The organism is Enterococcus sp. AZ129, assembly GCF_051714505.1.
Classification (GTDB): domain Bacteria; phylum Bacillota; class Bacilli; order Lactobacillales; family Enterococcaceae; genus Enterococcus; species Enterococcus faecalis.
Genome location: NZ_JBIORY010000001.1, coordinates 2,681,978 through 2,697,431, shown reverse-complemented (window position 1 = coordinate 2,697,431; position 15,454 = coordinate 2,681,978). Strand labels below are relative to the sequence as shown.

Annotated in this window: 18 protein-coding genes; 15 read left to right on the top strand and 3 right to left on the bottom strand. The window is 39.3% G+C overall.

Going from position 1 to position 15,454, the window contains the following annotated elements; all coding sequences use genetic code 11:
* Positions 1-59 precede the first annotated feature (59 nt).
* The gene (locus IGJ90_RS13285) at positions 60-224 is read right to left on the bottom strand and encodes a hypothetical protein (protein WP_002414768.1); all 165 of its coding nucleotides are present in this window, start codon (positions 222-224) and stop codon (positions 60-62) included.
* Positions 225-243: 19 nt separating this feature from the next.
* Between IGJ90_RS13285 and IGJ90_RS13280 the strand changes: the two genes are divergently transcribed.
* The 10 genes from IGJ90_RS13280 (at position 244) to IGJ90_RS13235 (ending at position 8,600) form a co-directional block, all read left to right on the top strand.
* Entirely contained in the window at positions 244-342 is a 99-nt protein-coding gene (locus tag IGJ90_RS13280; protein ID WP_229201436.1) for a hypothetical protein, read from the top strand.
* Positions 299-1,033 (top strand): WxL domain-containing protein, encoded by a 735-nt coding sequence (locus tag IGJ90_RS13275; protein ID WP_002365407.1) that lies wholly within the window; start codon positions 299-301, stop codon positions 1,031-1,033. Before IGJ90_RS13280 ends, IGJ90_RS13275 begins: the two co-directional genes overlap by 44 nt.
* A 4-nt stretch (positions 1,034-1,037) precedes the next feature.
* Positions 1,038-1,838: a WxL domain-containing protein gene (locus IGJ90_RS13270; protein WP_002385162.1), complete on the top strand. Its 801-nt coding sequence runs from the start codon at positions 1,038-1,040 to the stop codon at positions 1,836-1,838.
* Entirely contained in the window at positions 1,839-2,597 is a 759-nt protein-coding gene (locus tag IGJ90_RS13265; protein WP_025186889.1) for a WxL domain-containing protein, read from the top strand.
* A 105-nt stretch (positions 2,598-2,702) separates the two neighbouring features.
* Positions 2,703-3,785 (top strand): DUF916 and DUF3324 domain-containing protein, encoded by a 1,083-nt coding sequence (locus IGJ90_RS13260; RefSeq protein WP_438768271.1) that lies wholly within the window; start codon positions 2,703-2,705, stop codon positions 3,783-3,785.
* A 101-nt stretch (positions 3,786-3,886) separates the two neighbouring features.
* Positions 3,887-4,372 carry a hypothetical protein gene (locus tag IGJ90_RS13255; protein WP_033594251.1) on the top strand — a complete coding sequence of 162 codons (486 nt, stop codon included), beginning with the start codon at positions 3,887-3,889 and terminating at the stop codon, positions 4,370-4,372.
* The gene (locus tag IGJ90_RS13250; RefSeq protein WP_002406503.1) at positions 4,347-5,807 is read left to right on the top strand and encodes a helix-turn-helix domain-containing protein; all 1,461 of its coding nucleotides are present in this window, start codon (positions 4,347-4,349) and stop codon (positions 5,805-5,807) included. The genes IGJ90_RS13255 and IGJ90_RS13250 overlap by 26 nt, the downstream gene beginning before the upstream one ends.
* A 120-nt stretch (positions 5,808-5,927) precedes the next feature.
* Positions 5,928-6,425: an RNA polymerase sigma factor gene (locus IGJ90_RS13245; protein WP_002372752.1), complete on the top strand. Its 498-nt coding sequence runs from the start codon at positions 5,928-5,930 to the stop codon at positions 6,423-6,425.
* 24 nt (positions 6,426-6,449) lie between these two features.
* On the top strand, positions 6,450-7,334 hold the full coding sequence (locus IGJ90_RS13240) for an RsiV family protein (RefSeq protein ID WP_002383197.1): 885 nt from the start codon (positions 6,450-6,452) through the stop codon (positions 7,332-7,334).
* A gap of 129 nt (positions 7,335-7,463) precedes the next feature.
* A complete protein-coding gene (locus IGJ90_RS13235; RefSeq protein WP_101732081.1) occupies positions 7,464-8,600 on the top strand; it encodes an ArgE/DapE family deacylase in 1,137 nt (378 codons plus the stop codon).
* A gap of 52 nt (positions 8,601-8,652) precedes the next feature.
* On the opposite strand, the gene IGJ90_RS13230 is transcribed toward IGJ90_RS13235, so the two are convergent.
* Positions 8,653-9,444: a hypothetical protein gene (locus IGJ90_RS13230; RefSeq protein ID WP_002367471.1), complete on the bottom strand. Its 792-nt coding sequence runs from the start codon at positions 9,442-9,444 to the stop codon at positions 8,653-8,655.
* 163 nt (positions 9,445-9,607) lie between these two features.
* Here IGJ90_RS13230 and IGJ90_RS13225 point away from each other — a divergent pair, with 163 nt between their 5' ends.
* The 3 genes from IGJ90_RS13225 (at position 9,608) to IGJ90_RS13215 (ending at position 11,193) form a co-directional block, all read left to right on the top strand.
* The gene (locus tag IGJ90_RS13225; protein ID WP_002358999.1) at positions 9,608-9,991 is read left to right on the top strand and encodes a YccF domain-containing protein; all 384 of its coding nucleotides are present in this window, start codon (positions 9,608-9,610) and stop codon (positions 9,989-9,991) included.
* Between the two features lie 88 nt (positions 9,992-10,079).
* Complete coding sequence (locus tag IGJ90_RS13220) at positions 10,080-10,505, top strand: Rrf2 family transcriptional regulator (protein WP_002383201.1); 426 nt, start codon at positions 10,080-10,082, stop codon at positions 10,503-10,505.
* Positions 10,506-10,563: 58 nt separating this feature from the next.
* On the top strand, positions 10,564-11,193 hold the full coding sequence (locus IGJ90_RS13215; protein WP_438768267.1) for an NAD(P)-dependent oxidoreductase: 630 nt from the start codon (positions 10,564-10,566) through the stop codon (positions 11,191-11,193).
* A 77-nt stretch (positions 11,194-11,270) separates the two neighbouring features.
* On the opposite strand, the gene IGJ90_RS13210 is transcribed toward IGJ90_RS13215, so the two are convergent.
* Positions 11,271-12,476, bottom strand: coding sequence for a sunset domain-containing protein (locus tag IGJ90_RS13210; RefSeq protein WP_438768266.1), 1,206 nt, complete (start codon positions 12,474-12,476; stop codon positions 11,271-11,273).
* 191 nt (positions 12,477-12,667) lie between these two features.
* Between IGJ90_RS13210 and IGJ90_RS13205 the strand changes: the two genes are divergently transcribed.
* A complete protein-coding gene (locus IGJ90_RS13205) occupies positions 12,668-13,912 on the top strand; it encodes a competence/damage-inducible protein A (RefSeq protein WP_104659720.1) in 1,245 nt (414 codons plus the stop codon).
* A 113-nt stretch (positions 13,913-14,025) separates the two neighbouring features.
* Positions 14,026-15,072 carry a recombinase RecA gene (gene recA / locus IGJ90_RS13200; protein WP_002367466.1) on the top strand — a complete coding sequence of 349 codons (1,047 nt, stop codon included), beginning with the start codon at positions 14,026-14,028 and terminating at the stop codon, positions 15,070-15,072.
* Positions 15,073-15,454: the final 382 nt, after the last annotated feature.

The window sequence follows — 15,454 nt, the reverse complement described above, 5'->3', positions numbered from 1 at the left end:
TGTCATTCAGACACTGCGTTTGGGGAAGCAGCTTATGAAAATAGTGGTGTTGTCTCCTTTTATGGAACGTATGAATATCCCACAGAAGAGTCGACAACAGCGACTAGTAATTCTTCCACAACGACTGAACCCACCAAGCCAGCTGACGGAGGCGCTTCATCCGTCCTTTCTTCTGGCGTATATGGGTCGCGACAAGGAAGATTACCAGCGACAGGTACCACCAATCAAGGACCATTTATTTATTTGGGAATCAGCCTTATCACTATAGGCATATTATTTATTAAAAGGAGAAGAGAAGATGAAAAAAACAGTATTAGCAGTAGTAGGGATTGTAGGATTTAGCGGTGTCCTAGCGACACAACAAGCATTTGCGGAAGACATTAACGTGAACTATACAAGTAATGGCGCCATTACATTTGAACCAGATACAGATCCAACGAAGCCAGTTAACCCAACCAATCCAGATGAAAAAGTTGAACCAGAAGATCCAACTGACCCAACTGGACCAAAACCAGGGACTGCAGGCCCCTTATCAATTGACTATGCTTCAAGCTTTCAATTTGGCGCCCAAAAAATCACTTCCGATACGAAAGATTATTACGCACAAATTCAAACATTTAAAGATGGAACAACAGGTCCCAACTATGTTCAGGTAACGGATAAACGTGGGACACAAGAAGGCTGGACGTTAAGCGCTGTACAAAATGGGCAATTCAAAACAGCCCAAAATGAAGAATTAGTGGGGGCCGCTTTATCGATTGCCAATGCAGGTGTGACATCGATTGTTGATGCCGCATACGCGCCAACACCAACAGCAGCACATACCTTTGTTCCTGGAACAGAAGTAGAATTAGTCAAAGCAGAAGATGGCAAAGGGATGGGGACTTGGGTCTATCGTTTTGGGAAAGATGCGACAGAAGGTGCTACTGCCGTGAAATTAAATGTCCCAGGTAAAGCGATTAAATTAGCAAAAGAATATCGTACGACCTTAACATGGACATTGAAATCTGTACCAACGAATGTTGGAGGCTAAGTAAATGAAAAAAACAGTCGTCTACTCCTTGTTATTCGGAACAATGTTGCTTGGCGCCACTGTTCCTGCTGAAGCGGCGACGGTCGTTTTTGATAGCGAACAGTCGATTGTTTTTACCCCAAGCACAGATGGGACGGATCCAGTAAATCCAGAAAATCCTGATCCAGAAAAACCAGTTCGACCAGTCGATCCAACGAATCCTGATGGACCTAATCCAGGCACACCTGGGCCGCTTTCCATCGATTATGCCTCAAGTTTGGATTTTGGGAGTAATGAGATATCGAATAAGGATCAAACGTATTTTGCCAGAGCGCAAACCTATAAAAACCCAGATGGTTCAGCAAGTGAATTGGCAACTGCTAATTATGTACAAGTAAGTGATTTACGGGGAACCAATGCTGGCTGGGTTTTAAAAGTGAAACAAAATGGTCAATTCCGTAATGCAGAAACATTACACAAAGAATTAACAGGCGCCACCGTTGCCTTTACTGAGCCCAGTGTTCGCTCAAATGCGACGGACGTATTGCCGCCAACAGCTACCGCAAACATTCAATTAGATGCTGCGGGCGCAGAAACTGTTGTCATGCAAGCCCCAGAAAAGACCGGCGCCGGAACGTGGATCACGCTGTGGGGGCAAGCAGAAAAAGTGACCGAAAAAAATCAACAAGGACAGCAAGTAAATGCCACAATCACACGGGCAATCTCACTAACTGTTCCCGGGAAAACCCCTAAGGATGCAGTACAATATAAAACAACATTGACTTGGCTACTTTCAGATGTACCAGTAAATAATGGAGGGAAATAAATGAAAAAGACAAAAGTAATGACATTGATGGCAACCACAACTTTAGGCGCACTGGTACTTGTACCAATGAGTGCATTAGCAGTCGACGGTGGTGAATACCAAACAAACGGAGCGATTCAATTTGCACCAAATACGAACCCAACGAATCCAGTTGATCCGACGAATCCAGATCCGGATAAACCAATTACGCCAGTTGATCCAACTGATCCGACAGGGCCTAAGCCAGGGACAGCAGGTCCGTTATCCATTGACTATGCATCTAGCTTATCTTTTGGGGAACAAACGATTACCTCAAAAAATATGACCTACTATGCAGAAACACAAAAATACAAAGATAATGCTGGTGCCGACCAAGAAGGCCCGAACTTTGTTCAAGTCTCAGATAATCGTGGGACTGAAACAGGTTGGACGTTAAAAGTAAAACAAAATGGTCAATTCAAAACTGAAGCCAATCAAGAACTAACAGCGGCTAAAGTAACTTTAAGCAACGGACGCGTGGTTTCAGCTTCACAATCTGCAAAACCAACGACAGCGCCAGCTACGATTGAATTAAACCCAACTGGAGCTGAATCAGTGGTCATGGCTGCTGGCGATAAAGAAGGTGCGGGTACGTACTTAATGAGCTGGGGCGATAGTGTAGATGCCGCTAAAACAAGTATTTCATTAGAAGTACCTGGTTCAACCACAAAATATGCGAAAAAATACACGACAACTTTTACTTGGACTTTGACAGATACACCTGCTAACACAGGAAACTAAGAACGACAGCATACACGCAAGATCGGGATATAAGTCAAAAATTTTTGGCTTATCTTTCGGTCTTTTGGTGCTTATAATACAACAAAGAATGACAGACATAGGAGAATGAATATGAACAGATGGAAAGTATATGCAACGGTAATCGCTTGTATGTTATTTGGCTGGATTGGCGTGGAGGCGCACGCTTCTGAATTTAATTTTGCGGTCACACCAACAATTCCCGAAAATCAAGTGGATAAATCAAAAACTTACTTTGACTTAAAAATGGAGCCTGGTGCCAAACAAACCGTAGAAATTCAGTTACGCAATGATACAGATGAAGACATTACCATTGAAAATACGGTGAACTCAGCGACAACAAATTTAAATGGCGTAGTAGAATATGGCCAAAATGGGATCAAACCTGACAAAACTTTACGCTTTAACTTAAAAGATTATGTGGAAGCACCGAAAGAAATCATCTTGCCGAAGCATTCCCAAAAGACCTTACCTTTAACCATCACGATGCCTAAAGATTCTTTTGATGGCGTGATGGCTGGCGGCATAACACTCAAAGAGAAAAAGAAAGAAACCACGACTTCTGCGGATCAATCAAAAGGGTTAGCTATTAATAATGAATACTCCTATGTTGTGGCTATTATTCTTCAGCAAAATGAGACAAAGGTTCAACCAGATTTAAAATTACTGGGGGTTAAACCAGGCCAAGTCAACGCGCGAAACGTCATCAATGTTTCTTTACAAAACCCACAAGCGGCCTATTTAAACCAATTACATTTAATCAACACTGTTTCAAAAGGAGGCGAAACGCTTTACCAATCCGATACTGAGGATATGCAAGTGGCGCCAAACTCTAACTTTAGTTACCCAATTTCTTTAAAAGGGGAACGATTAACGCCAGGGAAATATGTCTTGAAATCAACGGCCTATGGTGTAAAAGATGAAAAGGGCACCTATCAAGTCAAAGGCGCCAATGGTGAAGAACGGTACCTGTACAAATGGGAATTTACAAAAGAATTTACTATTTCTGGGGACGTCGCTAAAGAATTAAATGAAAAAGACGTAACCATTAAAGGAACCAATTGGTGGTTGTATCTACTGATTGCATTAATCATTCTAGCGCTGCTCTTATTGATTTTCTTCTTGTATCGTAAAAAGAAAAAAGAGGAAGAACAACAATCTGAGCAATAAAAAGGGCTATCTATTGACAAAAAGGGTTTTCCTTGTAAAAGTAAAGGTACTTTTACAAGGAATTGCTTCCCATAAAGTAGAGGTAGAGAGAGTGAGAAGCCATGAGAAAAAAGTATCTTTTTTTATTTAGTTCTTTGCTAATTTTTACGGCTGTCGAAATAGAACCAATTCAAACATTGGCGACACCTATTTATAATCCCTTAGAACCAACGGAAGAAATTCAACCAAAACCAGAATCAATCACCCCTCAGGAAAAGTCAGAACCGGAACAACCTGCGCCAACCCCTCCGGAAGATCAAAAAACTACGGTTCCTTCTGAAGAAAAAAAGCCTTCACCCAAGAAAAAAGACAAACCTGTGGAGAAACCGGCAATGTCAAAAGAAAAAAAGAAACAAACAAAAGAAACAACGGCTCATTCCTTACAAGTGAATAAAGATTTTGTCTTTCCTAACGGACTTGGTGCAGGCGGCGATGAAGAATCTGAAAGCTATTTAGCAGCGGTTGGGTACTTTCTTTCAGGAAATGGATTGTATGGGAAAAAAATGGATGTGAGAGAAGTCTATGATATTGATGATGTTTTTAAATAAAGTGGATAAAAGAAAAATCGCCTTATTTCAGTTACTGGAAAATGCACCGATGTTAACAGAGTCAAAAGAAACCGTAATGCAGGAGTTAGAATTATCTGAATTTATCGTGAACAAAACGGTCGCTGAATTAAATGCTGATTTTATTGAATTTGGTTTATCAGAGGATTTTCAAATTGTGAGCGATGGTATTTTCTTAACGCTTAATGAATCAGGAACGGAAACTTCCGCTACTTTGATTGATTGCTATATTAAAGAGTCGTTACGTTTTGCTATGTTTCAAGATTTCTTTTTTCAGCGTTTTGATTCTGTGAATGAGTTTGCTTTAGAACACTTTGTTAGTCACACATTGGCTTATAAGGAGTTCAAGGAATTAAAGAAAATGCTGGAAAATTACCAAATTACAATTAATAAAGAATTTCACTTAGTGGGAAATGAAACCAATTTACGCGAAGTAACAACACTGGTTTTTTTACAATTATACCAACGTGATTTTTCATTGTACGGTAAAAAAGTTTTAGAGCAGATTCGGAACTTTGAGCTATTTTTTTCTGAGAAGGTTCATCTTAATCAGCGTGCAGGCTATGCACAAGCTAAATGTTTTCATTTTTTGGCGGTTTCTTTAGTACGAACGCAGCAACAGTTTTATGTAGAGAAAAAAGTAGATTCGCAAGTGTTAAAACAATTAGCCGGTGACAATCAGCAGAATGTTTTCAATTGGTTAGAGAGTCTTCAAGTCCCAGAACCACAACGAACAAACGAAGGCAATTATTTACTCTTATTTTTAATTGCTGAAGAGTGGCTTCAAGTAGCTTCAGCAGCACTTTGCCAAAGATTTGCAGAAATTCAACAATTGAATCGTGACTTGTTAAGCTATTTAAAAATACAATTTCAGCTTTCCGAGGAAGTCCTGCAAGGTTTTGAACAAAAAGTAACAATCGTACATTTTAAATTGTTCCATTTTCCAATAGAAGCAAACTATAGTTATCGCAAAATGGATATAACCTACTTTGCAGAAACGTATACAGAGTATTTTTCTGCTAGTCGACAATTTATTCAAGAACAAAAAACGAATCCCGCTGTTTGGGATGCCAGACAGTTTTTATTTTATCGGTATCTGTTGTTAATGGTGGATGCGTTACCATTGAAAAAAGTTTTGGCTCCGATTACATTGTGTGTCGACTTTTCCTTTGGTGAAGCCTACAACCGTATGATACAAAAAAATATTGAAAAAATTACGGAATGGAATATCATTTTCAAAGCACATGTAGATGAAAGTGTACAATTAATTTTATCGGATATTCATTTTGTCGATTGGCCTGAGATTACTCAAATTATTTGGCTAGCGCCACCACGTCCTGTTGATTGGTCGCATTTTATTAAAACGCTGAGTGCACTAAGACCGCACTCGGGAGAAGAGAACAAGAAATCATCGTAGACTAGACGGTGATTTCTTTTTCTTTTAGAATATAAAAATTAAAAATAATAAAAAAGTTGAAACTTTTTATGCTTGTGATTCGTCTATATAAGTGTACAGGAAAGGAGGTTCCAGAAATCGATGGTTTTCGATGGTTGGAAAAGAAAAAAACAAATTCGCGCGTTAGAAACGCTTGTGGATACCAAATATGAAAAAATGTATCGCATTGCCTTTAACTATACACATTCGAAAGAAGATGCCTTGGATGTGATTCAAGAAAGCTTTGAAAAGGCACTGAAGGCCATCCAAAAAGGACCAGATATTAATGATTTTGACGCGTGGTTCTTTCGAATTCTGCTTTCTGTAGCGACAGATTATTGGCGTAAAAAGAAACGAGAAGCTGTTCATATTGAAAAAGATGAACATGTGTTAGCCCTTTTAAATAATCCCCAACGCAGTTTTTTAGAAATTGAAGAAATTATTAATCAATTAGATAGTCCCAATCGTGAAATTATTCTATTAAAATTTTTTGAAGGATTTACGCTAAAAGAAATCGCCTTGATCCTGGATATTAACGAAAATACGATTAAAACGAAGATGTACCGCAGTTTGAATGAACTCCGAAGTCTATTGAATTAGTAAAAGAAAGGAAGCGAAAAAATAATGGAAGATTTTGTAAAAAGCGTTGTTAAAAACTTTTCAAAAGAATACCGCCAACAACCGTTGCCAACGGATCTACAAGCGGAAGTCAAAGCGCGTTTTCATAAAGAGAAAAAGCGGTACACCTGGCTTCGTTTTAGAAACCGCTCACTGCAAAGTAGTCTAGTAGTAGCTTGTGGCTTTGTCTTATCAGTCAATTTGTTTCCAGGTTTTAGTGAAGCAGCCCGCAACATCCCTGTGTTAGATAAAATTGTTCAATTAGTCACCATCAAAACGTTGACAGCGAAAAAACAGGAAAGTGAAGTAAACATCGATGTCCCTAAAATCCAAACATCCCAAGAATCTTCAGTAGCTGACACGCTCAACAAAAAATACTTGAAAGAAGCCCAAACAGAATTTCAACAAGTCAAAGGGCAATTGTTTGATGGTTCTCGTGTTTCAGTCACTGGAGATTATGAAAAAGTCGTGGACGACCGTCGCTTCCTAGTGGTCAAACGAACCTTCACAGAAATTAAAGGCAGCTCTGCGACGACAACGAAATATGACACCATCGACAAACGAGCCAATGTTGTCGTTTCACTCCCCTTAATTTTTAAAAATGATTTTTACATTGATGTCATTAGTAGTGAAATTAAACAACAAATAGCAGACCAAATGAAGAACGATAGCAATAAAATATACTGGTCCGAAAAAGAGGATGCCCCCAGTGATGTTCAACCCTTCAAAAAAATTAAAAAGGACCAACCTTTCTATATCAATGAAAAACACCAATTAGTGATTGTGTTTCCTCAAGGAGAAATTGCGCCTTACTATATGGGCACCCCTGAATTTGTGATCCCTAATCAAGTCATTGAGAATGAATTGGCAGCGCCTAATTATTTTAAATAAACTCAGCAAAAAACACGCGACATTTCTTAAAACTGTCGCGTGTTTTTTGCTGACCTAACCAAGTCAGTTGCGGTTTTACTGAGAGAAGCGTACACTAGAATTAAGCATAACAAGAAAGGGCGAATGGCAATGGAAAAATCAGAAAAAATTAGTATTTTACAAGATGTGGTTAAAATTAAATCTGTAAATGGAAACGAAGAAGAAGTGGCAATCTATTTACAAAATCTTTTGAAAAAATATGAGATCCCTTCTGAACTTGTTTCTTATGCACCAAATCGTAGTAGTTTGGTTGCTTATTTAGGTGAAAACCGAGAAAAAGTCTTAGGGTTTAGTGGCCACATGGACGTGGTTTCTGAAGGGGACGAAAGTCAATGGACTTTCCCGCCATTTGCGGCCCATATTGAAGGAAATAAATTGTATGGACGTGGCGCAACAGACATGAAAAGCGGCTTAGTCGCAATGGTTTTAGCAATGATTGAATTAAAAGAAAATAAAGTCCCATTAAATGGAGCGGTTAAATTTTTAGGTACAGTCGGCGAAGAAGTAGGCGAACTAGGAGCCGAACAATTAACTGAAAAAGGCTATGCGGATGATTTAAGTGCCTTAGTCATTGGAGAACCAACCAATTATAACTTGATGTATGCGCACATGGGTTCAATTAACTATTCTGTTGTGTCACACGGAAAAGAAGCCCACAGTTCCATGCCAGAAGAAGGCATTAATGCGATTAATAATTTGAACGAATTTATTACAGAAGCGAACCAACAAATGGCGGAAGTCACAGCAAACTATGAAAATCCTGAATTGGGTCGAACGATTCACAATGTAACCGTCATTAAAGGTGGTACACAAGTGAACAGTATTCCAGGTCAAGCTACCTTGCAAGGGAATATCCGTTCAATTCCAGAATTCAGCAACGACCAAGTTATTGCGTTATTACAAAAAATTGTTGATGAATTGAACAAAAAAGAAAAACATCAGTTAGAATTAACGATTGATTACAATAAAATTCCTGTAAAAGCTGAGAAAGATTCTGCGTTAATTCAAGCCATTCAAGCCCAATTTGACCAACCGTTGCCATTGATAACAGCAGCAGGAACCACAGATTTAGCTGAATTCACTAAATCAAAAAATAAATTTGATTGCGTTGTCTTTGGACCGGGCGTTCCAACTTTGCCACACCAAATCGACGAATATGTCGAAATTGATAATTATTTAGATATGATTGATAAGTATCAAGCGATAGCAAAAAGTTATTTAAATTAAAAAAATGTCGCGCCTGAATCATAAAGTTCAGGCGTGACATTTTTTATAAGGGTTATTCCACCACAGTCCATTCATTTAAGGTTTTGCCGTTCTCATCAACTAGCTCTAACCAGCTGTTTGTTCCAGCAAAATAGAGAAACAAGCCGACTTCATTAACGCTTTTTAAGACGATATCTTCCGTTGTGACAAAGTCTTTAAATTGGCCCTTGCGTTCATCACGAAGTTTTTCACCAAATCTGGCGGAGAAACCGACAGACCCGTCTTTATTTAAAGGGGCTTCTGGCATCATTGTCGCGCCAGCTTTAATAAGCATTTCATTGCGCTTTTGCCAAAAAACCGTTGCTTTGCTTTGTCGAGTATCAATATAAAAAGGAATTTGGCTAACTTCTTTTGTCCATTTGTGGCGTGCTTTGGCTGGTCTGGCTTTCTTCGGCGCCGGTTTTTTAAACAGAGAGTAGCCAAAACGTTCCAAGATAAAGGTGACCGTTTCTTTATAGTTAGTCACTGTCGCTACCGCACTTTTCGGAATTTTGACTGTCGTTGGGGTTGCTTCCAATGTTAAACCACTTTCTTTCGCATCATCTAGGAAAGCTTGCGCTAAATAGGCAAGTTCTGTGTCCCAAGTCGGTTTCAACAAAATCGAGTGATCAAAAGAAACTTCTTTATATGTAGCTTTTTCTTCAGCAAGTCCTAAAGCAACTAGTTGGTTATCTCTTAGCAAGAAAAGAATCGCTGCTTCTTTTTTCGGTAATTTAGTTGTTTGTTCAATGATTAAGTGGGCCTGATCGGCTAAGTCAATGAGTGTCTTTGTTTTTTTTAGATCAACGGTTAAATGTAAGTCCATGAAGTCTGCTCCTTTATCGTTAGTTTCTTCATTGTATCATGAAACAGTGTCTTCGTCTTTTAACGAGTCAGCAACCTTACAATATTGTTTGAAACAAAAAGAAGCTTTCATGATATACTTACTCACATGCATAATTTTTAATGAGGAAAGTAGAGGAACAAGAATGAAAACACTTGGCAATATTTTATGGTTTATCTTTGGCGGCTTTTTTGGTGGCTTATCTTGGCTATTCGCAGGCGTGATTTGGTGTATTACAATTATCGGTATTCCGATTGGTTTACAATGCTTCAAATTAGCGGGGTTGAGCTTTTGGCCGTTTAAAAAGCGAGTCGTGTATAGTGATAGCGGCGTATCTTTGGTGGTAAACATTATTTGGCTGATTATCAGTGGACTACCATTAGCAATTGGGCATTGTATTAGTGGCTTGTTGCTTTGTCTGACAATCATCGGTATTCCGTTTGGGCAACAGTCCTTTAAATTGGCGAAATTAGCATTAATGCCGTTTGGGGCCCGTGTGGTTTCAACAAATGATTTTTATTTTGAATAGTCAGAGGTTTCTCATTGACAAATAAAACGAAACAGCGTATTCTATAAATGTAACAAATAACGTTACATTTAGTTTGGAGTGATTAGACATGGCCATGTCAACGAAATTAAGTGTTGCGATTCATATTTTAAGTTTGATTGAAACAGGTCCTCAAGAACAAGTGACTTCTGAATACATTGCTTCGAGCGTGAATACGAATCCAGTCGTTGTTCGACGACTAATGAGCCAGTTAAAAAAAGCCGGCTTGATTCATTCCATGCGTGGAGCCAATAAAAATACCTTATTAAAGAAACCAGAAGAGATCTCACTGTATGAAATTTATACAGCGGTTGAATTGGAACGAGAGATTTTCAATATTCATCAGAATCCTAATCCAAACTGTTCCGTTGGGGCAAATATCCAATCGGTACTAGAAACTGAATTTACTAAAGTGCAACAAAAAATGGAAGAAGAATTGAAAAGCATCACCTTAGCAGATGTGATTCATGAAATAGAAGTTAAGAGAGATAAGTAATCTCTCTACTTTTAAAGTGTCAAATGTAACTATTTTAGTTCTATTTAAAAATGAAAGGATGATTTACATGAAAGTAGCAGTATTAGGAGCAACAGGAAAAGAAGGACAATTACTTTTAGCAGAAGCTAAACGTCGCGGGATGGACGTGACAGCCATCGTTCGTAATTCCTCAAAAATAACAGATGGCACACCGACCATTGAAAAAGATGTTTATCAATTAACAACAGAAGATATTCAAGCGTTTGATGTATTAATTAGTGCCTTAGGATTCCCTAATGTGCAAGATTTCCCCAAATCTACCCAGCATTTGATTGAGATTTTAACCAATCAAAAAACGCGCTTGTTTGTCGTTGGGGGCGCTGGAACCTTGTATGTGGACCCAGAACACACAACTCAATTAAAAGATACACCATCATTCCCAGCAGAAATTCAGCCATTAGCTTCGGCGATGGGCGAAGCTTTAAACTTATTGAAAGAAGCTCAAAACATCCACTGGACCTATATTAGTCCTGCAGCCATGTTTGATGCTGATGGTCCTGCGACAGGCCATTATGAAGTCGCTGGCGAAGAATTAACAACCAATAGTCAAGGTGACAGCTACATTAGTTACGCAGACTACGCCGTTGCCATGTTAGATGAAGTGGAAAGTAATGCACACCCAAATCAACGAATTAGTGTGTATCAATAAAAGAAACAAGAAAATGGGGCCTCCGTTAAAACAACGGAGGCCCCATTTTCTTGTTTGATTAATTATTGCTAATGTATTTACTGTTTGGGTGCTCGGTATCCTGCTGCTTCTGCTTCTTCAACAGTAGAGAACCAAGCCACTGGATTAGTGGTTCTATTATAATATCTACTTCCAGGCACATGATAAATTCCATTACGTGACCCTTTAATTAAGGCGTTACCGCTTGGTGCTTCCGCAGCAGCCGTCTCGACTTCCGCTGGTGCCTGTGCGGCTTGTTGCGCCTCTGCTTCAGCTTGCGCTTTTGCTGCCGCTTCGGCTTGTTCTTTTTGCGCTTTTTCAGCGGCTAGTTTCTGAGCTTCTGCTTCTTTTCGTTGTTTTTCTTTGTGGGCATTTAATTGAGTTTTAACAACGGCTACCCGTTTTGTTAAAGCTTGATTTGGGGAGTTTAAAGCGTCAATTTGTTTGACCGCTTCATTATAGTAAGCTTCATTGGTTGGTTCTTGTTCAGCTTTTTCAACAGCGGCAGTTGCACTGGCGACTAATTGTTCATTTTTTTCTTTTTCAGCGATAGCGGTTTGAACAGTCGTTAATCGTTGTTGAAATCCTTCTTTGCCAACTGGGGCAGCAGCTACTAATTTTTCAGCTGCTTGATAATCGCTTTTACTTTTAGATTTTTCAGCAGTTGTAACTGCTTCATCAACAGGTACTGCTTCTTTGATTTTTTCAAGGCGATCATTGTATTCCTCGTATTCTTGACTTAATGAAGATACTAAGGTTGCGGCTTCATCATAGTTTTTCTGAGAAGGTTGTTTTTCAGCGTAAGCTAAGGCTTTTTCTGTTTTGGCCAATTCTTGCTCAGAATCTGTGATGCTCGCAATAAATTCTTTTGACGGTGTGACTTCGACTGATTTTTCAACTTTGGTATCTTTCTTCTCAGCAACAAAGGTGATTTTTTGCGTTTTTTCATCGGACAGTTTTACCTTGTAAGCAAACGTTTTGTCTTTCGTTTTTACTTCCTTGCCATTGGCCGTTAGTTTGCTGTTGCCGTTGTATTCGCCTTTGATGGTGGCTGAGCCATTGGTATCGGTTTCAACACTCTCTGCATCAAGTGAAAGCGTTGGGGAAGAATCTGTCGTGGCAACCCCACCAATAAATAGAGCGGCACTTGCTAATGCAGCATAGCCATATTGTTTTTTCGGTTGTTTCTTAATTAATGCTTTGATAGTCAGTCCCCCGCTGACAAGTAACCCTAATAGACCCAAAAGTCCTAATACTACACTCATTCATTTCTCTCCTTTCGATATAACGTTATTATACAATGTATTGTGAGAAAATGAACATTTTTTTCGTAATAATTAATAAATTTCCTGATAAAAAAATTATTTCCTGAAGCTCAAATTCTTTTGTAAAAATTTTGTTGTGCTAAAATGGAAAGTGAGTTTAACTACGTATGTTATTAGAGAAGGGGAAATCAATGAAAGCAGAAATCATTGCAGTCGGAACAGAGTTATTACTGGGACAAGTAGTGAATACCAACGCCACCTTTTTATCAGAAGAGTTAGCTGCGCTAGGCATCGATGTTTACTATCAGACCGTTGTTGGTGATAACGGCGGCCGCTTAGAAACGCTACTAACAGAAGCAGAACAAAGAAGTGATTTAATTGTCCTTTGTGGAGGGCTAGGACCTACAGAAGACGATTTAACCAAGCAAGTTGTCGCACAACATCTCCATAAATCATTAGTAGAAGATCAAGAAGGATTGAACCGCTTGCACCAGTTTTTCCAACAGTCTAAGCGGCCAATGACGGAAAATAATCTACGACAAGTGTTAGCCATTGAAGGTGGACAAGTTCTTCAAAACCCGACAGGATTAGCGGTTGGTTCTTTCGTAACAGAAGGGACAACAAGCTATTTGCTCTTACCAGGGCCGCCCAATGAATTAATTCCGATGTTCCAACAAGCGGCACGACCTTTATTGATTGATGCGTTTCCACAAGAAGAACAATTGATTTCGAGAGTCTTGCGTTTTTATGGCATTGGGGAATCCCAGCTGGTGACCGAGATTCAATCGTTGATTGCGCACCAAACGAATCCAACCATTGCGCCTTATGCTAAGCCTAATGAAGTGACACTTCGTTTAACAGTTAAAACAAAAGACTTAGTAGCTGGCGAAGAATTATTAACAGCGACGGAAGAAAAGATTTTAGCTAAAGTGGGAGACTATTTTTATGGGTATGGGGATGACAATAGTTTAGCCAAGGTAACAGTGGATTTGTTATTACAAAACGGACAAACCGTTACGGCTGCTGAGAGCCTCACCGCTGGCCTATTCCAAAGTACACTGGGGGAAATTGCGGGTGCTTCGAAGATTTTTAAGGGAGGCTTCGTGACGTATTCGCAAGAAACAAAAGAGAACTTTTTAGGAATTTCTCATGAACTTTTAGAAGAACATGGCACGGTAAGTGAAGCGTGTGCCAAAGAAATGGCAGAGAAAGCGCGTCAGTTAGCTAAATCTAACTATGGTTTATCATTTACTGGGGTCGCTGGTGACCCAATCGAAGGTCAACCGACAGGCACTGTTTGGATTGGGCTGGCGGAAGAAGGCCAACCAACTGTTGCAGAATGTTTCCATTTTAACCGTGACCGAAATTATATTAGACAGAGTGCGATTATGCGAGGGTTAGATCTTTTGCGGCGCCGAATCATTAATAAAAAATAAATATGCGAATGTTTGTTCGGTTTTTTCTTGCTTTTTTGGTACAAAAGAGATATGATAGACCTACTAACAGGAAATGAAAAATAAGTTTATATAAATTAAAGGAGGATTATCCATTGGCAGATGATCGTAAAGTGGCTTTAGATGCCGCACTGAAAAAAATTGAAAAGAACTTTGGGAAAGGCTCTATTATGAAATTAGGCGAAAAAGCTGATCAAAAAATTTCAACTATCCCTAGTGGTTCTTTAGCGTTAGATGTTGCATTGGGCGTAGGTGGGTATCCACGTGGCCGAATTATTGAAGTATATGGTCCTGAGAGTTCAGGTAAAACAACTGTTTCTTTACACGCAATTGCAGAAGTGCAACGAAATGGTGGAACAGCCGCTTTTATCGATGCTGAGCATGCATTGGATCCTCAATATGCGGAGAAACTAGGCGTTAACATCGATGAATTACTTTTATCTCAACCAGATACGGGCGAGCAAGGCTTAGAGATTGCCGATGCCTTAGTTTCAAGTGGTGCGATTGACATCGTTGTCATCGACTCGGTTGCTGCGTTAGTTCCTCGTGCAGAGATTGATGGTGAGATGGGAGCGAGCCATGTCGGCCTACAAGCTCGACTAATGTCTCAAGCACTACGTAAATTATCAGGCTCAATTAATAAGACAAAAACAATTGCTATTTTCATTAACCAAATTCGTGAAAAAGTTGGCGTGATGTTCGGAAATCCTGAAACAACTCCTGGTGGACGTGCATTGAAATTCTACGCAACGGTTCGTCTAGAAGTCCGTCGTGCAGAACAGTTAAAACAAGGAACAGACATCGTCGGTAACCGCACAAAAATTAAAGTCGTTAAAAACAAAGTGGCGCCACCATTTAAAGTGGCAGAAGTTGATATCATGTATGGCCAAGGTATTTCCCAAGAAGGCGAATTACTAGATATGGCTGTGGAAAAAGACCTTATCAGTAAAAGTGGTGCTTGGTATGGCTACAAAGAAGAACGAATTGGCCAAGGCCGTGAAAATGCCAAACAATACATGGCGGATCATCCTGAAATGATGGCAGAAGTGTCTAAATTGGTCCGTGATGCATACGGCATCGGTGACGGTTCAACCATTATAGAAGAAGCAGAAGGTCAAGAAGAATTACCCTTAGACGAATAAATAACGAGTGAATACGACTCGTTAAGAAGAAGGACAACACTTACTGAACAGGACAGGTGTTGTCTTTTTTTGTTTAGAACTAAATTGTTAAATAGACTGTTGTTCATGTCCGAACCCATCCACATCAAGCAGCTTAGTCAAACAGCAGACTATGCGGCGTTTGTTCTAAAATTTAAACAATTCGTGACGGCGGAAACCTAAAAATGTGACGTTGTCTAATATTTGCTGCCCTTTCCAAAAGAAAGGGCTTTTTTAAGTTGACACCTTTCGCGACAAACATTAGAATAAAATTGTGTGTATGCACAAATATGCAAGTAGGCATATTGATAATTGATTTTAGTTTATCAAAAAACTACAAGATATGAATTAACAAAAAGATAGT